General features: G+C 45.8%; 21 protein-coding genes, 2 pseudogenes and 2 riboswitches. Of the genes and pseudogenes, 13 read left to right on the forward strand and 10 right to left on the reverse strand.

Annotation, left to right across the window (positions count from 1 at the left end; translation table 11 throughout):
• Positions 1 to 183 precede the first annotated feature (183 nt).
• A complete protein-coding gene (locus MHH79_RS19965; protein ID WP_003244111.1) occupies positions 184 to 1,557 on the forward strand; it encodes a cytosine permease in 1,374 nt (457 codons plus the stop codon).
• A 14-nt stretch (positions 1,558 to 1,571) separates the two neighbouring features.
• On the opposite strand, the gene MHH79_RS19970 is transcribed toward MHH79_RS19965, so the two are convergent.
• The 5 genes from MHH79_RS19970 to cydA form a co-directional block, all read right to left on the reverse strand.
• Positions 1,572 to 2,402 (reverse strand): NAD(P)H-hydrate dehydratase, encoded by an 831-nt coding sequence (locus MHH79_RS19970; RefSeq protein ID WP_251217808.1) that lies wholly within the window; start codon positions 2,400 to 2,402, stop codon positions 1,572 to 1,574.
• A gap of 286 nt (positions 2,403 to 2,688) precedes the next feature.
• Entirely contained in the window at positions 2,689 to 4,416 is a 1,728-nt protein-coding gene (cydC, locus tag MHH79_RS19975; protein WP_063334880.1) for a thiol reductant ABC exporter subunit CydC, read from the reverse strand.
• Positions 4,413 to 6,116, reverse strand: coding sequence for a thiol reductant ABC exporter subunit CydD (gene cydD, locus MHH79_RS19980; RefSeq protein ID WP_063334881.1), 1,704 nt, complete (start codon positions 6,114 to 6,116; stop codon positions 4,413 to 4,415). Before cydD ends, cydC begins: the two co-directional genes overlap by 4 nt.
• Positions 6,116 to 7,132 (reverse strand): cytochrome d ubiquinol oxidase subunit II, encoded by a 1,017-nt coding sequence (gene cydB, locus MHH79_RS19985; RefSeq protein WP_063334882.1) that lies wholly within the window; start codon positions 7,130 to 7,132, stop codon positions 6,116 to 6,118. Before cydB ends, cydD begins: the two co-directional genes overlap by 1 nt.
• On the reverse strand, positions 7,116 to 8,522 hold the full coding sequence (cydA, locus tag MHH79_RS19990) for a cytochrome ubiquinol oxidase subunit I (protein WP_003243795.1): 1,407 nt from the start codon (positions 8,520 to 8,522) through the stop codon (positions 7,116 to 7,118). Before cydA ends, cydB begins: the two co-directional genes overlap by 17 nt.
• 554 nt (positions 8,523 to 9,076) lie before the next feature.
• On the opposite strand from cydA, the gene cimH reads away from it, so the two are divergent.
• The 3 genes from cimH to MHH79_RS20005 all read left to right on the forward strand — a co-directional run bounded on the left by cimH (position 9,077) and on the right by MHH79_RS20005 (position 12,497).
• Positions 9,077 to 10,429 carry a citrate/malate transporter CimH gene (gene cimH, locus MHH79_RS19995; RefSeq protein ID WP_063334883.1) on the forward strand — a complete coding sequence of 451 codons (1,353 nt, stop codon included), beginning with the start codon at positions 9,077 to 9,079 and terminating at the stop codon, positions 10,427 to 10,429.
• Positions 10,430 to 10,550: 121 nt separating this feature from the next.
• Positions 10,551 to 12,239: a M56 family metallopeptidase gene (locus MHH79_RS20000; RefSeq protein WP_340034852.1), complete on the forward strand. Its 1,689-nt coding sequence runs from the start codon at positions 10,551 to 10,553 to the stop codon at positions 12,237 to 12,239.
• Between the two features lie 57 nt (positions 12,240 to 12,296).
• Positions 12,297 to 12,497: a hypothetical protein gene (locus MHH79_RS20005; RefSeq protein WP_014481322.1), complete on the forward strand. Its 201-nt coding sequence runs from the start codon at positions 12,297 to 12,299 to the stop codon at positions 12,495 to 12,497.
• A gap of 13 nt (positions 12,498 to 12,510) precedes the next feature.
• Here MHH79_RS20005 and MHH79_RS20010 read toward each other — a convergent pair whose 3' ends face one another.
• From MHH79_RS20010 to MHH79_RS20020, 3 genes are all read right to left on the reverse strand, one after another.
• A complete protein-coding gene (locus MHH79_RS20010; protein WP_063334886.1) occupies positions 12,511 to 13,350 on the reverse strand; it encodes a polysaccharide deacetylase family protein in 840 nt (279 codons plus the stop codon).
• A gap of 106 nt (positions 13,351 to 13,456) precedes the next feature.
• Positions 13,457 to 14,554, reverse strand: a complete 1,098-nt coding sequence (gene msmX, locus MHH79_RS20015) for a maltodextrin ABC transporter ATP-binding protein MsmX (RefSeq protein WP_003242648.1) — start codon at positions 14,552 to 14,554, stop codon at positions 13,457 to 13,459.
• A 120-nt stretch (positions 14,555 to 14,674) separates the two neighbouring features.
• Complete coding sequence (locus MHH79_RS20020) at positions 14,675 to 15,568, reverse strand: PucR family transcriptional regulator (RefSeq protein ID WP_063334887.1); 894 nt, start codon at positions 15,566 to 15,568, stop codon at positions 14,675 to 14,677.
• A gap of 183 nt (positions 15,569 to 15,751) precedes the next feature.
• Here MHH79_RS20020 and MHH79_RS20025 point away from each other — a divergent pair, with 183 nt between their 5' ends.
• On the forward strand, positions 15,752 to 17,209 hold the full coding sequence (locus MHH79_RS20025) for an aldehyde dehydrogenase family protein (RefSeq protein WP_063334888.1): 1,458 nt from the start codon (positions 15,752 to 15,754) through the stop codon (positions 17,207 to 17,209).
• 41 nt (positions 17,210 to 17,250) lie between these two features.
• Here MHH79_RS20025 and MHH79_RS20030 read toward each other — a convergent pair whose 3' ends face one another.
• Positions 17,251 to 18,087, reverse strand: coding sequence for a YitT family protein (locus MHH79_RS20030; RefSeq protein ID WP_003242615.1), 837 nt, complete (start codon positions 18,085 to 18,087; stop codon positions 17,251 to 17,253).
• A 76-nt stretch (positions 18,088 to 18,163) separates the two neighbouring features.
• A riboswitch (guanidine-I (ykkC/yxkD leader) is annotated at positions 18,164 to 18,266 on the reverse strand.
• 271 nt (positions 18,267 to 18,537) lie between these two features.
• Here MHH79_RS20030 and MHH79_RS20035 point away from each other — a divergent pair.
• Positions 18,538 to 18,744: pseudogene (locus tag MHH79_RS20035) on the forward strand (DUF4352 domain-containing protein); the annotation flags it as partial.
• Positions 18,745 to 19,501: 757 nt separating this feature from the next.
• On the opposite strand, the gene galE reads toward MHH79_RS20035, so the two are convergent.
• Positions 19,502 to 20,524 (reverse strand): UDP-glucose 4-epimerase GalE, encoded by a 1,023-nt coding sequence (galE, locus tag MHH79_RS20040; protein ID WP_063334890.1) that lies wholly within the window; start codon positions 20,522 to 20,524, stop codon positions 19,502 to 19,504.
• A 239-nt stretch (positions 20,525 to 20,763) separates the two neighbouring features.
• Between galE and MHH79_RS20045 the strand changes: the two genes are divergently transcribed.
• The 7 genes and pseudogenes from MHH79_RS20045 (at position 20,764) to MHH79_RS20075 (ending at position 25,801) form a co-directional block, all read left to right on the forward strand.
• Complete coding sequence (locus MHH79_RS20045) at positions 20,764 to 21,237, forward strand: DUF1453 family protein (protein ID WP_063334891.1); 474 nt, start codon at positions 20,764 to 20,766, stop codon at positions 21,235 to 21,237.
• Positions 21,238 to 21,254: 17 nt separating this feature from the next.
• Entirely contained in the window at positions 21,255 to 22,472 is a 1,218-nt protein-coding gene (yxjM, locus tag MHH79_RS20050) for a two-component system sensor histidine kinase YxjM (RefSeq protein ID WP_063334892.1), read from the forward strand.
• Entirely contained in the window at positions 22,459 to 23,115 is a 657-nt protein-coding gene (gene yxjL / locus MHH79_RS20055; RefSeq protein WP_251217814.1) for a two-component system response regulator YxJL, read from the forward strand. The genes yxjM and yxjL overlap by 14 nt, the downstream gene beginning before the upstream one ends.
• 49 nt (positions 23,116 to 23,164) lie before the next feature.
• Positions 23,165 to 24,397, forward strand: coding sequence for a peptidase T (pepT, locus tag MHH79_RS20060; protein WP_063334894.1), 1,233 nt, complete (start codon positions 23,165 to 23,167; stop codon positions 24,395 to 24,397).
• 104 nt (positions 24,398 to 24,501) lie between these two features.
• Positions 24,502 to 24,630, forward strand: coding sequence for a hypothetical protein (locus MHH79_RS20065; RefSeq protein WP_003227241.1), 129 nt, complete (start codon positions 24,502 to 24,504; stop codon positions 24,628 to 24,630).
• Between the two features lie 289 nt (positions 24,631 to 24,919).
• Positions 24,920 to 25,184: pseudogene (locus tag MHH79_RS20070) on the forward strand (hypothetical protein).
• 128 nt (positions 25,185 to 25,312) lie between these two features.
• The gene (locus MHH79_RS20075) at positions 25,313 to 25,801 is read left to right on the forward strand and encodes an LURP-one-related/scramblase family protein (RefSeq protein WP_015385049.1); all 489 of its coding nucleotides are present in this window, start codon (positions 25,313 to 25,315) and stop codon (positions 25,799 to 25,801) included.
• 65 nt (positions 25,802 to 25,866) lie between these two features.
• Positions 25,867 to 25,973: riboswitch (SAM riboswitch) on the forward strand.
• The last annotated feature ends 39 nt before the right edge of the window (positions 25,974 to 26,012 follow it).

A 26,012-nucleotide genomic window follows, 5' to 3' on the forward strand; every position in this document is an offset into this window, starting at 1 on the left:
CTGCCTTATGAGACGACACCGGATTCAAAAGCGTTCATCTTTTTTACAATTCTTTTCAGCCATTGACAGATCAAGCTTCCCGGCCGTTTGGCTGCATATCCTTATTTGTAAACCCCCTCATAGTCTGTTAAGCTATGACTTTATGTCGATTTCAAAAAAACATCCAATATGGAGGACGATGCATTGAAAGTAGAAAGGCGAACGATTGAATATATTCCGAATGAAGAAAGACATGGTAAAGCGAAAGATTTATTTCCCGTATGGTTCGGGGCTAATATGCATATCACCACGTTAGTGACTGGCACGATTCCCGTTGCAATGGGACTTAATCTGTTTTGGAGTGTTGCCGCTATTATTTGCGGAACCTTAATCGGTGCCATATTTATGGCGTCTCATTCCGCGCAAGGCCCTCAGCTTGGCATCCCGCAAATGATTCAAAGCCGTGCCCAATTCGGCGTAATCGGAGCGATTCTTCCCCTCTTCTTAGTCATGTTTATCTACCTTGGTTTCTTCGCAAGCAGCACGATTCTGGCGGCCGGAACCTTAAGCAGCTTTGTTCCCATCCCGGGATCATGGAGCATTATAGGCTTAAGCGCCGTATGTTTTTTACTCACCATTTTCGGCCATGATTTGATTCACAAAATGCAAAAAATCCTTTCTTGGACCTCTTTTGCTGTATTTTTTGCTGCAACGATTCTCATTTTTCAATTGCCGATTCCGGCAGGCAGCTGGATTCCCGGAGCGATTGATCTGCCAATTTTCTTGGTGGCAGTCAGCGCAGTTGCGACGTGGCAGCTTGCCTACGCGCCGTATGTTGCCGATTATTCAAGATATCTGCCAGTTAAAACACCGGCTTCAAAAACATTTTGGTACAGCTATGCAGGTACATCTGTCAGCTCCATCTGGATGATGCTGCTCGGCGCATTGCTGACAACCTCACTGCCTGACTTTACGGCAAACTCAGGCAGCCAGATTGTCCAATTGTTCGGTCCCTTCTCGTTTATTATGCTGATCATTGTGTTATTTGGGCAAATGGCGATCAATGTTTTTAACCTGTATGGGGCTTTCATGTCCACGACAACAACGCTGGAACCGTTTCTGAAATTAAAAGTCACGCCCAAAGTCAGAATCATCATGATCCTGGGTGTCACGCTTGTCGGCACAGTCTTAAGCCTACTGGGACAGAGCAATTTTATGGAGCTGTTTTTGAATTTTATCTTTTTCATCAGTTATTTCTTAATTCCGTGGACGGCAATCAATTTAGTCGATTACTACTTCGTCCGCCACGGAAAGTATCAAGTCAAAGCCATGTTCGACGTAAACGGGCCTTATGGAAAGGTCAATTGGATCACCACAATTGCGTTCGTTCTGTCTATCTTGCTGGAAATTCCGTTTATCAACACAAGCTTTTACATCGGACCGCTTGCCAAAATGTTTGGCGGCGGAGACATCGCATGGATTATCGGCTTGGCCGTGCCTTCTGTGCTTTACTATGTATTAATGAAACCGCGTCTGAAAAAACGGGCGGGGTATCAAGAAAAGCTGTCTTCTCTCTGAAGACAGCTTTTTTATCATTCAAATCGTTTCCACACGCGGGGCAGCATGTCAGATAGCTCATGAGCGAGCAGCGTATGAGCGGAGTGCTCGTCCGTCCAGAGCTCGGCGCACGCACCATGCAAATAGACCGCGTTTAATATGGCGTACTTTGGATCTTCATGACAGCAGAGCATCCCCAATATCATACCCGTCAGCGTGTCACCGGTTCCGCCCTTGGCGAGCGCCCCGTTTCCGGTTGGATTGAGCCAGCAGTCTCCATCAGGAAACGCAATGACGGTTTGGTTTCCTTTTAACACAATGACAGTCTGCAGCTGAGCCGCCCATTCCTTTGCATATTCCGCTCTTTTTTTCTGCAATTCGTTCACGGGCATCCCTGTCATTCGGGAAAACTCGCCCGGGTGCGGCGTGAGGATGACGGGTGCCTCCCGTTTCGGATATGTGCGCTTCTCCAGCGCTCCGGCATCCAAAATAACAGGACAATCAGCCGTAAGCACATGATCGACTGCCTGCTGTACGCTTTCCGTTTGCGGAAGGCCCGATCCGATGGCAATGGCCCGGTACGTCTCTTCAAGCTGAGCACCCGCCGCCTTTTTCCAGCCGTCACGCCAATAGGTCGCCTCGGGCAAAACAGGAACAATTAGCGGGATTACGCTTTCTGATGTACCGATGACAAGCTTGCCGAGACCGCTCCGCATGGCCCCAAGCCCTGCAAGCAGCGCTGCGCCCGGCATGTCGTCACTTCCCGCCAGCAGCAAAGCCGTACCGTACGTGCCTTTATGGCTCTCCGCATCTCTTTCAGGAAGCGTGGCCCTTACATGCTCTTCCGTCCAATATGGAACATTCATCTCTATCCCTCCTCTGCTTTCTTTTCCTATTTTTCCTGTCCCTTTTCTTTTTCAAACAAAAAAGACAGCCTTTTAGGGCTGTCTTCCAGATTGTTGACAACATCCTAAAACGGTTTTTGTTTTAGGATGTTGTCATCTTTTCAGCGTGATTGAAAACCCTTGAAGTCTAGAAAGGACGAGCATTGGAGCGGAGCGAATGTTATCATTCGTGAGCACCAACGCGCAGGACTGACAACGAATGCGAGGGTTTGTCGACACGATGAAAGACAGCCTCAGGGGCTGTCTTCTATTTTACAGGAACATCAAGGTGATACAGGCGGCTGTACCGTTCGTTTACCGCCAGAAGCTCCTCATGGGTTCCTTCCATTTCTGTTTTGCCGTTTTCGAGAAATACGATTTTATCAGCCGCTTCCACTCCCGCGAGATGGTGGGTAATCCATAAAATCGTTTTTCCTTTCAGCACCTCAAACACCGTTTCCATCAATTCACGTTCGGTAATAGGATCGAGGCCGACTGTTGGCTCATCGAGGATGATGATCGGTGTATCCTGCAGCAAAATCCTCGCAAGTGCGATCCGCTGGCGCTCTCCACCGGAAAAACGGATGCCCGTTTCCTGTACAGAGGTATGATATCCGTCAGGCAATGACTCAATGTAGTCATGCAGTTTGACCTGCTTTGCGGCGCGGCGCACATCCTCGTCGCTTGCATCTCCGTTTCCGAGCCTGATGTTGTTCAAAATACTTGTATCAAACAGGTGCGGTTTTTGATTTAACACGGCCACCGCATCCGCAATCTGATCCTTTAGCAGCGCTGTCTCCACTCCGTTTAACGTTACAGAACCGGAATCTGGCTTCAAGGCTCCTTCGATTAATGCAAGCGATGTTGATTTCCCAGAGCCGCTTCGGCCGAGCAGCGCCATTTTTTCTCCTTGGCGCAGCGTAAAGGAAAAGTTGTCAAGCACTTTGCTGCTGTTGTCATAAGAAAACGTCACATCACGAAAGGCCAAGGTGACATCTTGAAGATCGAGCATTTGATCCCCTGATTCAGTTTGTGACGCCTCCGGCTGAGGAGCCACCTTGTTCATGCGTCTGATAGAATCCTGATAGCCCGGCACTTCGCCTAAGGCATCCGAAAGCGGCAAAAAGGCTTCCGTCAACGGAAACACCACTAGCACAAAAGCGGCAATCATCGTTTTAGCGAGCTCGCCGTCCGCTTGCTGTCCCGCTGTCCAAAACAGCATCAGCAAAATAAGGCCGGCGACAAGGCATTGCGCAGCAAAATCCCGCCATCTAATAAAGCGTTGCTTTTTCCGTTCAAGCTCAAACCAATCATGTTCCTCTTTTTCATAGGAATCAATAAACGCATGCCGGCGTCCGCTGAACATCCAGTCGCTGACACCCATCACAGCATCTGTCAGACGGCTGTACAGCACATTCCGTCCGCTTTTCAGCTTCGCATTCTTCGCTCTCGTCACGAGCAAAGACACAACCGGAAACAATACAACAAGAACAAACAAATAAAGCGCAAGCAATATGGCAAACGGCCAAGAGAAGAAGCCGAGCGCTATCACTGAGACAGCATACAGGAGCAAGGCTGAGATCGCAGGAAAAATCGTTTTTAAGAAAGCATCCTGCAAATGCTCAATATCCTCAGACAAAATACCGAGCATATCCCCCGTGCGAAAACGGGAACGCAGCATCAAAGCACCCGGCTCAAGCATATTGTAAAGGCGGACGCGCATGTCGGATACGATTTTCAAAATGATGTGATGCCCGACGAGCCGTTCCACATATCGCGATACAGAGCGCGCAATCCCAAAGGTGCGCACTGCGACAATCGGCACATAAATGAGCAGGATGTTTTCCGGCCTTGTCGCCGCTTTAGAAATCAAAAACCCTGAGGTGAACATGAGAAAAGCAGCAGAAAAAATCGTCACCGCGCCCAAAAAGATAACCAGAACAAACAGGCGGGCATTTTGCTTGATATACGGCAAAATCCATTCTTCTTTCTTCATGCTCTTTCCCCCAGTTGTGCCTTGACGAGTTTGGTATACACACCGTTTTTCTCCAGCAGTTCATTGTGAGTCCCGATTTCCGCAACCCTGCCCCCGTCCAGCACGATAATTTCGTCCATATCGAGCATCCAGTGAAGGCGGTGAGTCGCGAGAAAGACGAGCTTATCCCCAAATAAATCCAGCATCGTTTCTTTTATTTCATATTCTGTTTCGATATCAAGATGGGCGGTCGGCTCATCCAGCAGCAGGATCGGGCGGTTCCCCAAAAATGCGCGAGCCAGCGCGACACGCTGCGCCTGGCCGCCGCTGAGCGCCCGGCCGCCTTCCCCGATCCGCCCCTCTAATCCTTCAGGAAGGCTATCCACCAGCTCCGCCAGTCCCGCCGCCGCAGCAGCACGGGCTGTATCCTCTGCCGAAGCGCTTGGATGGTAGAAGCGAATGTTGTTCCCAAGCTTATCATCAAAAATGTACGGATGCTGGGGGATGTAAAGAAGGTTCTTCTGCCAGCTGCCGTCCTGCAAATGGGACCGGCTTGTACCATTAACCTCAATCATCCCGCCATCCGGCTCTAAAAATCCGCCGAGAATATCAATTAATGTTGATTTTCCTGCGCCGCTTGCACCGATAATGCCGATTTTTTTCTTGCCTTTGAATGAGAGATGAATATCAGACACCGAACGGCCGACTGACACGCCTGACAGCTTCAGCTCATCCTGATCGGACCAAGCTCCGAGCTGAAGCGGCGTCTCTTCTTTAAAACCAGGCTGTGACAAAATCTCTTGAATGGTTTTTCCTGCTTCCTGGCCGTTCAGCGTTGCATGATAATCATTCCCCACTTCCCGCACCGGCAAAAAATACTCAGGCGCCAGAATAAGCGCCGTTAAAGCAGGGCCAAGCAAAATATCGCCGTCAATAAGGCGCAGGCCCAGAAATACTGCGACTGTCGCCACCGACAGCATCGTGAAAAAATCGAGGGCGAATGATGACAAAAACGCCACCCGGAGTGTGCTCATCGTTGCCTTGCGATACCGCTCACTCACATAGAAAATATTTTTGCTGTGTGACTTGCTCAAACCTAGGAAACGCAATGTCTCCAGCCCGCGAAGAGAATCAACAAAATGATTGGAAAGTCTCTGATAGGATTTCCACTGACGATCCGCTTTTCTCTGCGCGACAAGGCCGAGGAGAATCATAAAGATGATCAGAATCGGCATAGCAGCGACTAAAATGATGGCTGATGTCTGATCCTGAAAAAACACATAAATGACAACTGCCGCAGGCACAATCGCCATGCTGACCATTTTCGGCAAAAACAGTTCAAGGTAACGGCGGAACTGGATGATACCTTCCATCGCCAGCGTCACCATTTGCCCCGTCCCCTCTTTCTTTGCAAAGCGGGGGCCTAAGCGGAACAGCTGATCGAGAAAGCTTTTCCTCAAATCAGCTCCCGTCCGGGCGGCATAATGATAGACGATTTTCTGACGCGCCACTGTCACCCCGTGCCGCGCGACAAAAGCGATGAGGAAAAAGCCGATCACCGGAAACAGGGAGGCAATGCTCTTCCCGTTGAAAAGCCCGGTTACAGCTTCACTCAGCCACTCTGCCTGCATAATAATGGCGGCTGTCTGAATCAGCGTTAAACAAGTAATCACGGTGAGAATCCGCTTCATTCCTTTATATCGAAACAGGTCTTTTCCCATTAATAAGTCATAGGCTCCTTATGACTGACGCGCTTCCGGAAGACATAATAGCTCCAGATCTGGCTGCCGATTACAAACGGCAATAGCGTTAATGCTGCAATTGACATGACTTTTAGCGAATAATCACCGGAAGAAGCGTTAGCTACTGTTAAATCGAACGCGCTTTGAATCGAGCTGACCATCACCCGAGGGAATAATGAAATGAAAATCATTCCTACGGTCAGAGCAAGCCCCGCGCCTGTCATCGCAAATGTCCAGCCGTCTTTTTTCTTGCGGATGAATAAAGCTGCAAGCATAAAGCAGATGACAATTAAAACAACAAGCGGTATTGTAATCTCGCCGCGGCGTGTAAACATGTCTGTCTCATAAGCAGAAAGGGCCGCGAAGGCAAGAACCGCTACAAAAACAACACCCATTATCTTTTGCGCCATTTTCCGGGCGCGGTTTTGCAAATCACCAATCGTACGCAACGTGATAAACATTAATCCATGCTGGAAGCAAAGAAGTGTTACCGTCACACCGCCAAGTATAGAATATACATTGATATAATCAGATAAGTGCGCGTGAATGTTCATATCGGCATCAATCGGCATTCCGCGGAATAATGTCGTGAACAGCACACCAAGCACAAACGGAGGAATCAGACTGCCGAAGAAAACGACCCAGTCCCAAACCTTTACCCATTTTAAATGATCCACCTTGCCGCGGAACTCAAACGCGACCCCGCGGCCCATTAACGCAAGCAGCACTATGACAAACGGAATGTAATAACCGCTCAGCATCGTTGCATACCAATTTGGGAATGCCGCGAAAATGGCGCCTGCGCCAGTCAAAAGCCACACTTCATTCGCGTCCCAGAACGGCCCGATCGTGTTGATCAGCACTCTGCGTTCTAATTCATTATGGCCAAGAAAACGGGTCGCCATGCCGACCCCGAAATCAAAGCCTTCCAAAAAGAAGAATCCTACAAACAATACAGCAACGAGTATAAACCAAAGATCATGAAGAGATGCCATGGTATACCTCCTGACTAAATGGATCTGTTGATACAGGCACATCATGATGATTATCATGCTCCGCACCTTTTTTAATCTCACGGATAAACAAGAAGACAAGCAGCGCGCCCAGAATCATGTACATCACACCGAATGCGATGATTGAGAATAACAAGGAGCCCGCTGTTACGTTAGGCGACACGGATTGAGCCGTTGTCATCAAGCCCATGACCGTCCAAGGCTGACGCCCGATTTCTGTCATAATCCAGCCCGCGGAGTTCGCAAGAAACGGGAAGGAAATCAAAGCAATCATGATGCGCAAATACCATTTGCTGTTTTCAAGCTTTTTGCGGCGGTTCAGCCAGAGGCCGCCTAACGCAGCAAGAATCATGACAACGCCTGCGCCAACCATGATGCGGAAGCTCCAGAATGTCGTTTTCACTGGCGGAATGTAGTCGCCTTTTCCGTATATTTTTTCGTACTCAGCCTGAAGGGTTTTCATCCCTTTGACACTTCCGCTGAATTTCTGATAAGCCAAGTAGCTCAAGGCATAAGGAACTTTGATTTCATTTGAGCTTTTTTCATTTTTTGTATCGATCGTCGCAAAAGCGGTCCAAGCAGCAGGGTCACCGCTGTCTTCCCATAGGCCTTCACTGGCAGCCATTTTCATCGGCTGTGATTCCATCAAGTGCTCAGCCTGCATGTGTCCGCTAAGGCCGACGCCAAGACCGGCACAAAGGCCGACGATCATTGCGAGTTTAAAAGATTGCTTAAAGAACGGCACTTCTTTTTTCTTCAGCAGTTTAAAAGCACTCACTCCGGCAATAAAGAAAGCTCCAGTGGCAAGCGCACCGAAAATGACGTGCGGGAATTCAACCCAGAGCTGAGGGTTTGTAATCAACGCGCCAAAATCATTCATTTCCGCGCGGCCGTTTTTGATCGTAAAGCCGACCGGCTCCTGCATAAAGGAGTTTGCTGTTAAAATCCAGAAAGATGACATGATCGTTCCGAATGATACGAGCCATATGCAGAGAGCGTGAATTTTCTTCGGCAGGCGGTCCCAGCCAAAAATCCATAATCCGATAAAAATAGATTCCATAAAAAACGCCAATAATGCTTCAATCGCAAGCGGAGCGCCAAATACATCTCCGACAAAACGGGAGTAATCTGACCAGTTCAATCCAAACTGGAATTCTTGCAAAATCCCCGTTACAACACCGACTGCGAAATTTATTAAGAATAAGTGCCCCCAAAACTTTGCCATTTTGAGATACAGCTCATTTTTCTTTACAAGATAAAGAGTCTCCATCAACGCAACCATAAACACAAGCCCGATAGACATCGGCACAAACAAGAAGTGAAACAACGTTGTTGATGCAAATTGTATGCGGGCTAATACCAATTCACTCATGCTTTCTCCTCCATTTCCGGTTGAAACTGTCAATTTGCTCACTACTTCACAAATAGAACCAAAACTTTGATCAGTAATTCACAAAATAGATGAAAAAAATATTGTTCAATATTTCACAAATGTGTCAAAAAGTCGTTCAATATGATGCAAGATTGCTAGACTGACCAAATGACACAATCTCTGACTGGTTCATATTAAGTACTTTACAACGATTCATTTCAAAAATAAAGCCTAAAATACCTAAAAAGTCCCGCGCTATGTGACGGATTTTTGTCTATTTTGTTGCTTATTTATGTCGGCTGCTAGGATAAATGACCCTTTATTATCGTACATCAACACATCGTTCCTTGCGAACAAAATGCTTGCCCCGCACCAGCACTCGATTCCCAGCATTCCGTCATAAACCGATTTTAGTCAGAATGCCTCTTTCCATTTAAAACGGCAAGTGGAGAAAAGTTGAATAGTAAATTTTTAATATATTAGTAATTTCAATTTTTTAGTATACTTAACATAGTGAACAATTTCACTGCATCAAGAATAGGGGAGGTTTTTCAATGGGAGAGCTTCAAACACACATGCAATTGCAAACGGATACAATTCACGAAGGGGTTCGAAAAGAGAATTGGTTTGCGAAAGCCATGAATATAAAAGTAGGCATCATACCGCTTCCTGTGTATGCCTTGCTGTTTATATTAATCACTGTTTTTGTTATGCATCACGATGTAAAAAGTGACATTTTGACATCCATCGCCGTCATGGCGTTTTTCGGGTTTACCTTTGCCCAAATCGGCAAATCGATACCGATAGTTCGTTCTATCGGCGGCCCGGCCATCCTAGCTACTTTTATTCCGTCCGCTATCGTGTACTATCACCTGCTGCCTAATGATATCGTCAAATCCACCACAGAATTTACAGAAAACTCAAACTTTCTATATTTGTTTATCGCCGGTATTGTCGTCGGAAGCATTCTCGGCATGAAAAGAGAAACACTCGTAAAAGCATTCATGAAAATCTTTATTCCGCTTATTGTCGGTTCTGTCACAGCCGCTATTGTCGGACTGGCTGTCGGGACATTGCTCGGACTCGGATTTCAGCATACCCTGCTGTACATTGTCATTCCGATCATGGCTGGAGGAGTCGGAGAAGGCGCTATCCCGCTGTCCATCGGATATTCTGACATCATGCCCATTTCTCAAGGGGAAGCGTTTGCACTTGTTCTGCCATCGATTATGCTGGGCAGCCTGTGCGCGATTATTCTAGCGGGATTGCTGAACCGCATCGGAAAGAAAAAACCGGAATGGACAGGCAACGGCAAAGTGGACCGCTCCGAAGAAGAGTCCCCTGCGCTGGAGGAATCACAAAGCGGCCAGCAAATGTTCAACCTTTCTTTATTTGCGTCAGGCGGTATCCTTGCTGTTTCTTTATACTTAGTTGGCATGCTCGCTCACGATTTTTTCGGTTTTCCGGCACCCGTTGCCATGCTGTTACTGGCTGTTCTAATCAAGCTGTTCAGATTGGTGCCTGCCTCAATTGAAAATGGCGCGTTTGGAGTGTCCCGCTTTTTTTCAACAGCTGTGACCTACCCGCTTCTCTTTGCGATTGGGGTATCCATGACGCCGTGGGACAAGCTTGTCGCCGCTTTTAACCTCAGCAATATTATTACGATTCTGTCTGTCGTTGTGACCATGATGGTCGTTGGCTTCTTCACTGGAAAATGGCTGAACATGTATCCGATTGAAACCGCCATTATTAATGCATGCCATTCTGGGCAAGGCGGCACCGGTGACGTTGCCATTTTAAGCGCCGCTGAAAGGCTTGAGCTAATGCCTTTCGCCCAAGTGTCTACCCGCATCGGGGGCGCGATTACAGTATCCTTAACCTTATTGCTGCTGCACCAGTTTTATTGATCCCCGCAAGCAAGTTCTTCGTCAAACGAAAGAGCTTGCTTTTTTGCATGTCCATGTTTTTGCAAGTTCCCGCCTCATGCTATAGTAATAGTTGGAAATACTAGATAGAAAGGAATATGGCATGCCTATGGGAACTCATCTATTTCTCTTTATGCTTCTCGGGCTGGGATTTTATTTGATATCAGCCCTGGCAGCAAAACTCATTCCGGCCGTAGACTTCTGGATTGATATTGTTCTTTGGGTCGGCGCTGCAGTTTACATCTTCTCTCATCTCTCATTCATGGACGGCATTGTCTCAATCGCGACAATGTTCTTCTGCTATTGGACCGCAATGGATCTCATTGTTTCAGAACGTGTGGAAAAACCTTCGGGAGACTGGCAGGAAATCGAGCTGGCCAGAAACAAAACACGTCTCCTGTCAGACATTACGCTGACCGCCATTGTGTTTGCAGGGGCTGTTATTTTTTTCATCTATGGACCTGACACAAGCCCTCTCAAATATGTGATCCTTCTCGGCATGATCTCCGGCGGAGGGGCACTGGTGAAGCGTATACTGAATGTTTTCAGCGTAAAGGTTTTTTATTCAGCTGCCTTAGAAAAATTGCATATCAGCTCACACTATGAAACCCGTACATACCCGCTTTCCGATTTGAAGGACATTCAGCTTGAATCAACGGCAGATCTCTTAAAGCTCCATCCGCTACTGACGATGTATTCATCCCGTTTAGATTTGACAACAAGCTTTCAGCAAGTCATTAAACTGTCTCTTCCCGGCGAAACACTGTTTCTGACGGTGAAGGAACCGCAAAAATGGAAAACAATTCTCCAGGAATACACAGATGCAGAAAACGATGTGGACAATGTGATTTCTGTTTTGCCGTTTTATCATAGAAAAAATGTGAAGCGGCTGCTCGGGAAGCTTTATTTTGCCGCCAGCATAAAAGGGGTATCCGCTTACGCCTTATTGGTGCTCGCGTTATACGCATTACATGCCTCTCCATGGGTCATGGCTGTTGCCGTAATCCTGTATTGGGTATTCAACATGTATATGTCAGACCGTGTGTTGCGGGCGGCGATGGACGCCAAGCCTTGTCATCATCCGCATGTACAGGCAGCGGCCGATAAGATTTTCCGATCGGCCGGCATTTCCCATGTCCGCATATACGAAACGGAGAGTGATGATTACAACGGAATGGCAGTAGGCATGAATGTCGGGAGGTCAATGGTCATCCTGACAAGCGCCACACTAACACTTCCACAGCGTGTCATTGAAGGCATTCTGGCCCATGAGGCGATTCATATCAAAAAACGTGACGTTCTGTCATCACAGCTTTTGCGTTTTCTATTTCTTGGAGCTGTCGTTGGGATTTTCCTCTTGTTTGAGCAGCATATCACCCATCCCGAGGCCCACAAAATTGCGCTTTGGGCTTTCATTATGACAATCATTATCCTGTTCCAGCTCTATCAATCCTTTTGTTCACAATGGATGGAGGTGCGTGCTGACAACCTTGGCGCATCATTGCTGGGGGGCGGTTACAAACAAATGGCTGAAGCCTTGAGAATCTTGGCGGTTCGGCAGGATGAGGACATACAGAAACAAAGTGCCTACAGCTCTGAAGCAGGTGAAGACGAGCTTCAAATTGATTCTCTCACCCGTGATAAAAGCTGGTTTTTCAGATTGATTGATTTTCAGTTCGCTCCTCATCCCCCTATGTATTGGCGTGTCGGCACTTTATTGTCAAACAAAGGACATGGGGTGCTGAAGCGCTGGCTCAGAGATCGCCTGAAAGAATCGATCACTTTGAAATGAAACCGGTCAGCGTTTCATCCGTATAACAGATATGGTGAAAAAAGGGAGTGACGCGAAGTGATTGTGATCATCTTATTGTTTATATCTATTATTGTTTTTCTTTCAGTCATTCAGCCGCAGCCATCGGAAAATAAAAGCCGCAAGCAGGCGGACAGCGGGTATTTCGGTTATTCAGACAACGGCTCACACCATGATGGATGCAGCAGTGACGGAGGTTTCAGCGATTCCGGCTGTGGCGGCGGAGGGGGCGGCGATTAAACGCCGCCTTTTTTTATTTCATTGATTCGATGTACGCACCAAAAGCCGAGCCTGACATGCCTGGGGACACGCGCACACGATGGAGGGCATACATTCCCTGGTCTCTCGAAGCCGCGCCCGGTTCTGTCGTCACGCCCATTTGATAGCCCGTTTTTTCAGCGGCCTTCAGCGTCTCCTCATTGTAGCGCCCTACCGGATAGCTGATGATGGAGGTTTGCTGATGAAACATGTGGTCAAACAGCTTTTTCGAATCCGCCATCTCACTTTGCTGCTGTTGAGGCGTTAACCCGTTCAGCTCAAGGTGGTCAATCGTATGGCTTTCAATCGATATGCCGTGCTGTGCCATTTCCTTCATTTGTTCCTCTGTCAGATGGTGCTTATGTCTGATCGATTTGCCGATCATAAAAATCGTTGCCTTCATCCCGTACTTTTTCAGCACCGGATACGCATCTTGATAATTGTCGGTGTACCCGTCATCAAATGTGATCAGCACGCACTTCTCACTCGGTTTTTTATCCTGCGTCAGCATGAGATACGCCTCTTTCGGCGTTAATGTCTGATAGCCGTTATCATGAAGCCACTTCATATGCGCCTCGAATTCTTTCTTTGGCACACGGAGGCTGTTTCCTGAAGAAATGCTGTGGTACATCAAAATCGGCAGCTTTGCCGGTTTCTCTGTTTTGATCCATGCGGATGTATCGTTTTCTTTTTTCTGAACTTGTACTGCCTTTTTTTCCGGTTTCTTTTGTTCCGCTTTTGGCATCGGCTGCTCTGCATTCGCCTCTTGATCAGCGCAAGCCGCAAGAGCCAAACAGCTGCCCAAAAGAAAGATGCTTAAAAACAATCGTTTCATCGTTCTCCTGCTTTCTGTCTATTTCTTCCTCCTTTTTCATCGGTTTGATTCTGAGATTTTCAATAGCAAAAAACCGGACATGTCTCCATGTCCGGTTTTTTTGATCTTATCGGATTCTCACTTCAGTCTCACTGTCAAAGAAATGGCCTTTATTCATATCAAATGCAACCGTCAGTTCATCGCCCGATTGAATATCGAGGCGGGCGTCGATCCGCGCAATAAAGTCTTGGTTGTCGATCTGCGAATAAATCATGATTTCAGAACCGAGCAGCTCTGCAACATTGATCTTCGCCTTAATCGAAGAGTTCTTATATGATTCCACGACAATCAATTCATCATGTATATCCTCAGGACGGATGCCAAAGATGACCTCTTTGCCGATGTAGCCTTTTTCACGCAGCACTTTCATTTTTCCTTCCGGGACGGTTAATGCCGCAGAACCGATTTTGATTAAGCCATCCGTGAGCTTCCCTTTGAAAAAGTTCATCGCCGGTGATCCGATAAACCCGCCGACAAAGACGTTTTCAGGGAATTCATATACATCCTTCGGCGTCCCGATCTGCTGAATTTTCCCATCTTTCATGACCACGATCCGTGTCGCCATCGTCAGTGCTTCTGTCTGGTCATGTGTCACATAAATCGTTGTGGTTTGCAGTCTCTGGTGGAGCTTAATGATTTCCGCCCGCATTTGCACCCTCAGCTTCGCGTCCAGGTTTGACAAAGGCTCATCCATCAGGAACACCTTTGCATCCCGCACGATTGCCCGGCCCAGCGCAACCCGCTGTCTCTGTCCGCCTGACAGCGCTTTCGGTTTACGGTGCAAATATTCCTCCAGCCCGAGAATTTTAGCGGCTTCTTCTACTCTTTTTTTGATTTCAGGCTTTGGCATTTTCCGAAGCTTGAGCCCGAACGCGATATTATCGTAGACCGTCATATGCGGATAGAGCGCGTAGTTCTGAAATACCATCGCGATATCCCTGTCCTTTGGCGCTACATCATTGACCCGTTTTCCTTCAATATAAAAATCGCCTTTCGAAATTTCTTCAAGTCCTGCGACCATTCGCAGCGTCGTTGATTTCCCGCAGCCGGACGGGCCGACGAATACGATAAATTCCTTATCGGCAATATGAAGGTTAAAGTCATCAACCGCCGGTTCCTTTTGATCATAAAATTTATAAATGTGCTCCATCCGCAATTCAGCCATCTAACATCCCCCTTTGTTATTGTAAACGCTTTCTTATATTGAGTGTAACAGCAATTTCCTCTCGCTAAAATGGGCAGCGTTCATAAAATCACCCAGCCATTTTTCGTGCATATTTCCAATTTATTCTGAACTTTCATTTTGCAGGCAGATAAAATAGGCAAGAAGCGCGCCTTTGTACGATTTGATATCTATCCCTGACCGCTCAATAAATTTATCAATCCGATATTGCAGGCTGTTGCGATGCAGATGCAGCTTTTTCGCTGTTAATGTGACGTTTGAGTTGTTTTCAATAAACAGCTTAATGGTCTTCCTTAGCTCAGCTTCACTTCCAAATAAAAGCTCAGCTTCTTCAGAGAGCAGCGTTTCCAGTTTTTCTTTTTCTGTTTCTAATAATAGAAAAGGAAAGATCATCTCAAAGGTCACACTCTGCACCTGAGGCAGCCGTTTTTCAGCAAACAGGAAATACGCCTGTTCACGAGCGTAATGTTTTCGCAGACACTCATCCGGCTCGTAAAATCTTCCGGCGTAAAAACGGACACTGAAGTAGAAATCACTTTCAAGAACCTTTGCGAGCGATTCCAGTTCGTCCTTCTCCGCCGCCGCTTCACTTTCCTGCTCGACAATCACGCCTCTGTCCTCATGGATCCACACAATCACAAAAGACACCGGCCAAAAATGGCGAACCGCTTCCGTAAAGGACGTCCTTTCTATTTTGCCGAATAAATGAAAGTGAACAAATCTCGTCCGTTTCTTTATGTACGCCGGCAATTCCCCTCTGGAAAAAAGGAACGAAAACCACTTGTTTTCCTCAGGTGATTTCATAGACATTTGATTGCCCTCATCCGCAGGCGTCAAAAATGCCTGCAGCACCAATACTTCTTTTTCACTGATCTCTGTTTTTGGAATGGAGATATATCTCTGATTGCTCTCATCAAAAAAACATAGACAGCCTTCCCTTATGCAAAGCTCCTCAGACACAATCGAACCGGGATAAATAGCCAGCAGCGATTTCATAGAGTCTCCTCTCTTATGTAAGGATCTGTATATTCAGTATAAGGCGAAACACACATGTTCTCCACTAAAAAAGAGTATATCCGGTATAGATAGACGAGAAACTGAAAGGGAAACCTCATTCGTTTACATATTGGCTTCAGCGGAAATAGAAGAGGACATGCAGGACCAAAGGAGGGACATCTTATGAGTTTCGAAACGTTAAACAAAAGTTTTATCAATGGAAAATGGACTGAGGGAGAAAGCGGACGTACGGAGGACATTTTGAATCCGTATGACCAGTCTGTGATCACAACAGCATCTTTGGCAACAGGCAAACAGCTGGAGGATGCGTTTGACATTGCACAGAAAGCCCAAAAAGAGTGGGCCAAGAGCACGACGGAAGACCGAAAAGCCGTCCTGCAAAAAGCGCGCGGCTATTTACAGGAAAACCGTGATGACATCATTATGATGATCGCCCGCGAAACTGGCGGAACGATCATTAAATCAACGATCGAGCTGGAACAAACGATTGCGATTTTAGATGAAGCCATGGCGTATACCGGCGAATTAGGCGGCGTCAAAGAGGTGCCATCCAACATTGAAGGGAAAACCAATAAGATTTACCGCCTTCCGCTTGGTGTCATTTCATCGATTTCCCCATTTAATTTTCCAATGAATCTATCCACGAGATCCATTGCGCCCGCAATTGCGCTGGGTAACAGTGTTGTTCACAAGCCTGATATCCAAACCGCTATTTCCGGCGGGACCATCATTGCGAAAGCGTTTGAACACGCCGGTCTTCCTGCCGGTGTCCTTAACGTCATGCTGACGGATGTAAAGGAAATCGGGGACGGCATGCTCACCAATCCAATCCCGAGATTAATCAGCTTTACGGGATCAACCGCAGTCGGGCGCCACATCGGTGAAATCGCCGGTCGCGCCTTCAAACGAATGGCCCTTGAGCTCGGCGGCAACAATCCATTTGCCGTTCTTTCAGATGCGGATGTCGATCGTGCTGTGGATGCCGCGATTTTCGGAAAATTTATTCACCAGGGACAAATCTGTATGATTATCAACAGGATCATCGTTCATCAAGATGTGTACGATGAGTTTGTAGAAAAGTTCACCACCCGTGTCAAACAGCTTCCGTACGGCGATCAAACCGATCCGAAAACCGTTGTCGGCCCGCTGATCAACGAGCGCCAAATCGAAAAAGCGCTGGAGATCATTGAGCAGGCAAAGGCAGACGGCATTGAGCTTGCGGTTGAAGGAAAACGTGTCGGAAACGTGCTCACGCCGTACGTCTTTGTCGGTGCGGACAACAACAGCAAAATTGCACAAACGGAGCTGTTTGCCCCAATCGCAACCATTATTAAAGCTGGCAGCGACCAGGAAGCGATTGACATGGCAAATGATACTGAATACGGCCTCAGCTCTGCGGTTTTCACTTCTGATGTAGAAAAAGGCGAAAAGTTCGCCCTGCAAATTGACAGCGGCATGACCCATGTCAACGACCAGTCCGTCAATGATTCGCCGAATATTGCCTTTGGCGGAAACAAAGCAAGCGGTGTCGGCCGCTTCGGCAATCCGTGGGTCGTCGAGGAATTTACCGTGACAAAATGGATTTCGATCCAGAAGCAATACCGCAAATATCCGTTCTAAATGAAAAAATCCCTCTGCTTCAAGTACAGAGGGATTTTTCTTTATTTAGATATATCCACAAACCCTTCGCCAAACACATCGCGTACGTCATGAACGATGACAAACGCTTTTTTGTCGCAGCTTCTAATGATTTTTTTCAGCATAGACAGCTCCTGTTTGTTAATGACGATATACAAAATCTCTTTTGATTGGCCCGTATAATTTCCCTTCCCTGATAAAATCGTCACGCCCCGATCCATCAAGGTATTTACCTGCTCTGCAATCTCACTCTTATTTTCTGAAATGACCGTAATGGCTTTTTTCGTATTCAAACCTTCAATAATGAAGTCCATCACTTTGGTACCGATATACAGCATCACGATCGTAAACATCATTTTTTCTGCACCAATAATAAAATAAGAGCTAAATACTACGATTAAATCAAAAAACAAGAGTGCATAGCTGATATTCCAGTCTAAATATTTATTAGCAATTCTGGCCAGAATCGCGGAACCAGCCGTCGTCCCGCCGACCCGGATAATCATGCCGATCCCGACTCCGGCAAATACACCTGCGAAAATCGTATTAATGATCAATTCATCAGACGGAATGCTCCACCCATGTGTCAGATGAAGAAAAAGCGAATTTGCCGCAACCGCAATGATCGTATAAACCGTTGTTTTTCCATCCAGAAACTTGTAGCCGATTAAAAGCAAAAACGCATTTAAGATAAAGTTCGTGACACCAGGAGACCATTGAAACAGATAATACAATATCAGCGTAATCCCAGTGACTCCGCCTTCCCCAAGATCATTGGGAATCGCAAATAAATTAACCGCAAGCGCGAAGAAAAAAGCGCCAATCACAAGCATAAGTACATCCAGCATTCTCTTTTTCATCACGAAAACACTCCTTCTCATTGTTCTGTTCTAGCAAATAAAAAAACCCAGGAGAACGCTCTCGAAAAAGAGCAGAAACTCCTGGGCTTTTATCCCACCGTGTCATAACAGCCAAGCTGCTATGTGTTTTCTCTCGGTCACAGTCCAATTTGCATTGCGGAACCCTAGAAAACCACTGTTTTTATCATATCCTTTTCACTTTCCAATATTAGCATTATAAGGGACGGTTCGAATTGGTTCAAGGGGTATTTGCGGAGATTTCATCGGCAAATTAATAGGAATAAAAAAGATGACTGCTGTTAATAAATGAAAAATTTGACCGATATGATACAAAGTACCTTTTTTAAGAAAAAAACTAAAATAACATTTCTGATTTATCATTGACTACTCAGAAATATATAGGCAAAATAGAATATATATTAAACATTTAATTACATAGGAGGAAATATAATGTCAGAGAAACTAACACACTGTAAAGCTTGCGGTCAAGAGATTGCAAAGGGTGTTAAAAAATGTCCGAACTGCGGTAAAGACAAACGTAACTTTTTTATGAGACATAAAATCATTACGATCATTCTAGCGATAGTACTCATTATCATTATTGCAAACATTGGAAACAGCGGAGATTCTCAAGCTTCTACTACAACAACCAGCTCCGATTCTAAAAAGTCGACAAAAACAGTACAAAAGACTGATATAGAAAAACTATATACCAATGCCGATCAATTTAAAAATTATAAAGTTGATCTGTATGTAAAGGTTTTTGACGTTGAACAAGACGATGATGGTACATATCTTCAAGGCTACAATAATCCAGAAAAGTTAAGCAAAAATACGCTTATAATGAGCGACGACTCTGATTTAGACATTAAAGATGACGACATTATCCATGTAGTCGGTACGGTGAAAGACAAATATGATGGGGAAAACGCATTGGGCGGTTCTGTTTCAGCACCAAGAATCATTGCTGATTCCATTGAAAAAAGCGACTATGCAACAGCGTTTGCTCCTGCTAAAAAAACAATTAACGTGAATAAAACCCAAAACCAGCACGGATTTGCACTCACGCTTCAAAAAGTTGAACTTGCTGAAAAAGAAACTCGCCTTTATGTAAAGATAGAAAACAAATCACAAGATGAAATCAGCTTTTATGACTTCAATGCCAAAATTACAGCTGATAATAAACAGATTGAGCCTAAATCCGACCTATCAGAATATCCTGAAATTCAAAGCGAAATCTTACCTGGGGTTAAAACTGAAGGGGTTATTGTTTTCCCTAAAATCGATAGCAAAACAGCAAACGTCATTTTAGAAGGATCTTCCGAAAACTATGATATTACAATCAATCCATTTACATTTGAAATAAACTTAGATAAATAAAGAGAAGGGCTAGGGAAAAACCCTGCCCTTCTTTTTATGATTTTACACTCTTATACCCATTCACATTAGAAGACTGCCATCTCCAGGAATCAGCACACATTTCCTCAAGGCCGCGTTTCGCTTCCCAGCCCAGTTCCCGCTTGGCTTTCGCAGGATCTGCAAAGCATGTGGCGATGTCTCCCGGACGGCGGTCCGCAAAACGGTACGGAACCTCTTTCCCTGACACTTTTTCAAAGGCTTTGACCATTTCAAGCACACTGTAGCCTGTGCCTGTTCCAAGGTTGTATGCATCGGCTCCCGTAGAGTTCAATACTTTTTCCAGCGCCTTGACGTGGCCTTCTGCGAGATCAACGACGTGAATATAATCACGTACGCCTGTCCCGTCTTTTGTCGGATAGTCATTTCCGAATACGCTTAATTGCTCGAGCTTCCCGACAGCTACCTGTGCCACATACGGCATAAGGTTATTTGGGATTCCGTTCGGGTCTTCACCGATCCGTCCGCTTGGATGCGCGCCGAACGGGTTAAAGTAACGAAGCAGCGCAACGCTCCACTCATTGTCGGCTGTATGCAAATCACGCAATATTTGTTCAAGCATGAGCTTTGTCTGCCCATAAGGATTTGTCGCACCTAATGGAAAGTCCTCCGTAATCGGCGATGTTTCCGGAACGCCGTACACTGTCGCGGATGAACTGAATACGATTTTCTTAACGCCGTATTTCTCCATGGCCTCACATAAAATAAACGTTCCTGTCAGATTGTTATGATAATATTTGAGCGGAATCGCCACAGATTCACCGACTGCTTTTAACCCAGCAAAATGAATTACAGCTTCGATTTCATTTTCAGCAAAAACCGCATCTACCGCTTCCCGGTCCAATAAATCCGCTTCGTAGAACGTTAAATCTTTTCCCGTAATCTCCTTGACACGGTTCAGCGCCTCAGCCGAACTGTTGGACAGATTATCAAGAACAACAATCTCGTAGCCGCTGTTCAATAATTCAACACATGTGTGGCTGCCAATGTACCCGGCCCCGCCAGTAACAAGTATTGCCATGATGTAACCCTCCTAAAAAATGACCTGTTTTCATTATATAGTGTTTAAAACCGGTCCACATCCATTTTTAAGAAGTTTAATCGTTTATTAATAGTTTTTTCATATGTTATCAGCATTTTCACGCCATGTTACATGACTTTATGCAGCGCGAACAAGTATAGCGACTGAAAAATCAATCTGCCGGTTGACGATTTCCTTTTCCATTTTCGCTATGCTTAATCCAGAAAGGATTTGATGACATGGCGATGAGCCCATATATTTTTATTGTATTGATTCTTATTATTTTATCGATGTACCGCGAGAGAGCTGTCAGACCCGGGAAGTTGCTGATCATTCCGCTGCTGCTCTTATGGGGCGTATCAGCATCGTTTCAGCCGGCGTATTTTCATTCCGTATTACATGTGGCGATCAGCGGCATTTTATTACTGATCGGGCTGGCCTGCGGGTTTGGCATTGGGAAGATGGTAAATGTGCGGATTCACCCGGAAACAGGAAAGGTCACTTCACGCGGCTCACTTGGGAGTGTTATCCTCATTCTAGTGATACTTTCTTTGCGCATGGCCGCGAGAACATGGCTGCCTGAGAGCAACGTGATGTTTATTGCCATTATTCATTCTATGTTCTTCGTTCCCCTCGGCACCATTACAGCCCGCAACATCATGCTTTACAAAGCATACAGACGGCTGACCGCCGGCAAAGTATCCATTCAATAACCGAAAGAAGGACCAGCATGAACGGACAATCTCCGGCTCGGCATTACAAGAAGCTTGTGCCGAGCCTTATTCTTATTTTGAATTGCATACAATTTTTATCTCATCCAACTAAGGCTGATCCCATTTTGTTAGCATTTGTATTTGCGGTATACTTAGCATTCATTTGGATCATTCCCTATGTGGCATCCACTGCTGTTAGTTTGAGCATATTCATTGGACTCTGGCTCCTGACCGATTTCTTTTGGGCTGTTTCCGGCCAAGAGCAGGGAGCCGCCTATTTTTTGATTGTATTTTTAATGATATATGCCGCCTTTAGACTCCCTTCACGGCTGTCCTTGATCTTCACAGCATGTTTAATTGGAGGCAACATATTACTCCTATCCTCACATGGAGGAAGCTTGAATACCATCATCAGCAACATCTCGATCATGATCGGACTCTACGTCTTCTTCTCCTCCATGCGTTTCAGACGAGAAGCGAGAAAGGAGGCTGAACGGAATCATGCTGAATTGGCAAAAATGCATGTGCAGCTGGAGCATGCTCATAAAGAACTCCAGAAAGCGCATGCAGAGCTGCAGGAGGCTTCTGTTCTTTCATTAAGGTACGCGGTCCTTGAGGAGCGTACAAGAATTGCCCGCGACATTCATGACAGCATCGGTCACGAGCTGACTTCTGTGATTGTTCAGCTTCAATCCCTTCCCTATATCCTTAAAAGCAGCAAGGAGGATTCAGAAAAAGTCATTCAAAATGTACTGAGTGTCGCCAGGGAATGTCTTCAAGAAGTACGGTCAGTCGTTCACCAAATGGGCCGTAGTGAATCGATGGTGGGGCTTACCGCTTTGCGGGGGCTCATTCATCAAGTGGAGGAACGGAGCGGCTTGCACGTTTCTTTAGATACTGCCGGACTGTCAGAAGAGTCTTGGCCTCCAAACGTGAGCGAAACGATCTACCGCATCTTGCAGGAAGCGCTGACCAATATCATTCGTCACGCTGACGCTTCTCATGCGGCGGCCGTCATTTCTAACGACAAGTCCCATCTCTATGTCACAATCACCGACGACGGACAATTCACCGGCATCCTTACTTATGGATTTGGCCTGACAGGAATGAAAGAACGCGCAGAAAAAGCAGGCGGTTCTCTTACTTTCAGTGCCGTACAGCCGAGCGGCCTGAAAATTGAGCTGTCATTGCCGCTCATGACAACGAATAAGGAGCAAAAAGATGAACAAAGATAAAATACGCGTCGCGCTTGCCGATGATCAGCCGCTTGTGCGTGAAGGCTTCCGCTACGTCATCAACGCACAGACGGATATGACGGTTTCTGGCGAGGCCGGCGACGGTCACGATATTATAGCACTCGCAAAACAAACAAAACCCGATGTCATCCTCATGGATGTCCAGATGCCGCGTTGCTCAGGCATCGAAGCGGCGAAAGACATTATCTCCGCACTTCCAAATACAAAGATAGTCATTTTAACCACCTTTGACACGGAAGAATACGTATTTGAAGGCATCCGTGCGGGCGCAGTCGGCTATCTGCTGAAGGATACACTTCCTGAAGAGTTGATAGATGCGATTCGCGCTGCGGCGAGAGGCGAGGCGATTTTTCGTACAGTCACAGCTGCTAAAATTATCAGTGAGACATTTCGGGCGAAGCAACAGCCCCATGCCGAAGAACTGGCAGAGCCGTTCACCAAAAGAGAGCTTGAGGTTCTTCAGCAAATGGCCTACGGACTGAGAAATGAGGATATTGCTGAAAAGCTTTTCGTCAGTGAAAGCACTGTGAAAACCCACGTACACCGCATCCTGCAAAAATGCAATGCCCAAGACCGGACACAGGCAGTCGTTTTTGCCATTCGAAACGGTATTGTGCAATAGAAATCCCTCATCCCGCCATGCTAAAATAAGACAAAGGAGATGATTGGAAATGAAAGAAGAAATCATTGAACGGTTTACTACATATGTAAAAGTCGACACACAGTCCGATGAATCCGTTGACACTTGTCCTTCCACACCCGGCCAATTGACATTAGGAAACATGCTCGTTGATGAATTGAAGTCCATCGGCATGCAGGATGCAGCTATTGATGAAAACGGCTATGTCATGGCAACTCTTCCCTCCAATACTGAAAAAGACGTGCCGACAATCGGCTTTCTCGCTCACGTCGACACCGCTACAGACTTTACCGGCAAAAACGTGAATCCGCAAATCATCGAAAGCTATGATGGAAAAGACATCGTTCTTAACGAACAGCTGCAGGTCACCCTGTCACCTGATCAATTCCCTGAGCTGTCTGGCTATAAGGGCCATACACTCATCACCACAGACGGCACCACCCTTCTCGGCGCAGACAATAAGGCCGGTATCGCTGAAATCATGACAGCCATGGATTACCTCATCAAACACCCTGAAATCAAGCACGGTACAATCAGAGTCGCCTTTACGCCTGATGAAGAAATCGGAAGAGGGCCACACAAATTTGATGTGAAACGGTTCAATGCTTCCTTTGCCTACACGGTTGACGGCGGGCCGCTCGGCGAGCTTGAATATGAAAGCTTCAATGCAGCTGCCGCAAAAATTACGATTAAAGGCAACAACGTACATCCCGGAACAGCTAAAGGGAAAATGATCAACTCTGCGAAAATCGCGATGAAGCTGAACAGCCTGCTGCCGGCAGACGAAGCGCCTGAATATACGGAAGGTTATGAAGGCTTCTACCACCTGCTGTCGATTCAAGGAGACGTAGAGGAAACAAAGCTCCACTACATTATCAGAGACTTTGACAAAGAGAATTTCCAAAACAGAAAAGAAACAATGAAGCGTGCCGTTGAAGAACTTCAAAACGAATACGGGCAAGACCGGATTCTGCTGGATATGAACGACCAATACTACAACATGAGAGAGAAAATTGAACCTGTCATCGAAATCGTCAACATCGCCAAGCAAGCGATGGAAAACCTCGGCATCGAACCGAAGATTTCTCCCATCCGCGGCGGCACCGACGGATCGCAGCTGTCCTACATGGGGCTTCCAACGCCAAACATCTTTACAGGCGGGGAAAATTTCCACGGCAAATTTGAATACATCTCAGTTGACAACATGGCAAAAGCCGTAAATGTCATCGTTGAGATCGCAAAGCAGTTTGAAGCGCAAGCGTAATGCCAAAAGCCAGTCCAAAAAAGGACTGGTTTTTTTGTGTGAAAATGAAACATTTTAAACACGTCCTCCGTAAAACAAGTATCAACAAATGAGGAGGAAAAACAATGACAAAACATGCAATCGCTGCAAAGAGTCTCTTGAAAAAATGGATCATTTCCAGGCCGCTTAACATGCAAAAGAAATCCAGCCCATTTCAAAAAATCAGAAAAATGTTCAAACGCTTCTTCAAATAAAACATTCAAATCCCCTAAATACAATCCGTATTCACCCGTACCGCCCAAATGCTCCGTAATTTGGGTTTTTTGTGTTCAATTCCGAAAAATAGGGTATAAACCAAACAAGCAAGAAAACAGCACCCATAAACAGGTAATTCGAATTACGTAAACTTAGGTTAAAAGTTATATAAAGGAATTTATTTTACCGTCGATAGTAACTATAGAACCACTCATCAACAAGAGCAAACAGCGTGATTCAAGACTATTTTCAGGTCATCAGGTTATACTGTTTCAGAGGGACAGTTTCTTGTTATTTATTGATTTAGAATTTTTTGAATACTTTTTGGCATTTTATCCGTACAATAGAGAGTACCAAAACTTTTTTTTGGGAGGTATGTAATATGATCCTATTTATTATCATCGCATTATGCGGCTATCTTCTTTTTTCTTTCAGCAAGGACAATCGCCGCAAACCGCAAAAGACAAGCCCTCTGCCAGCAGCCGCACCTCATCAAAACAACCTAATCGACCTTGACGCCATCCGCCAAAAACGCCGGATGCATCTTTCCTAATTCTATATTTCAAACGAAAAGGCTGCTGAATCACGCAGCCTTTTAAAATTGTTTTGATTTAGAGCCTGAAACCTTTTCGCCCTCTATCCGTAATTTCATACAAGGCAAATCCAAAGGAGACTTCAGCAATGATCGAGTTATTTATGAAACAAAAAATGTTCTCATTTAAAGATGCATTTCACATTTATGACCGGAACGAACAAGAAACATTCAAGGTGGAGGGGCGTTTTTTCTCGTTAGGAGACTCATTACAAATGACAGATACATCCGGAAAAACGCTCGTTTCCATAGAACAAAAACTAATGTCTTTATTGCCGCGCTATGAGATTTCAATTGGCGGGAAAACAGTTTGTGAGGTAACGAAGAAAGTAACGTTTTTCAAACCGAAATTTGTGATTTCCGGGCTTAACTGGGAAATCGATGGTGATTTATGGAGGGATGAATTCCAGCTGACGGACGGGGAAAATGTCCGGATGTCAGTGAGCAAAAAGTGGCTCAGCTGGGGTGATTCCTATCACTTGCAGATTGCAAACGAGGAAGATGTTCTGATTTGCACTGCCATCGCTATCGTGCTTGATATGGTTTTATATAACGATGAAGATGAAAGTATTTTCTAAAAAGCATTGACAATTGATCCAAAAGTAATAATATTAAGATAATTGAAATCTGAATATGAAGTTGTACCTTATCAAGAGAGGTGGAGGGACTGGCCCTATGATACCCGGCAACCGCTGTTTCAAACAGAATGGTGCTAAATCCTTAAGAACATTGCGTTCTTGCAGATGAGGCGGAGATTTGATCGTTCAAGCTCTTCCTTCACAAAGGAAG

This window comes from Bacillus sp. FSL K6-0993 (assembly GCF_037977205.1).
Taxonomy (GTDB): domain Bacteria; phylum Bacillota; class Bacilli; order Bacillales; family Bacillaceae; genus Bacillus; species Bacillus subtilis.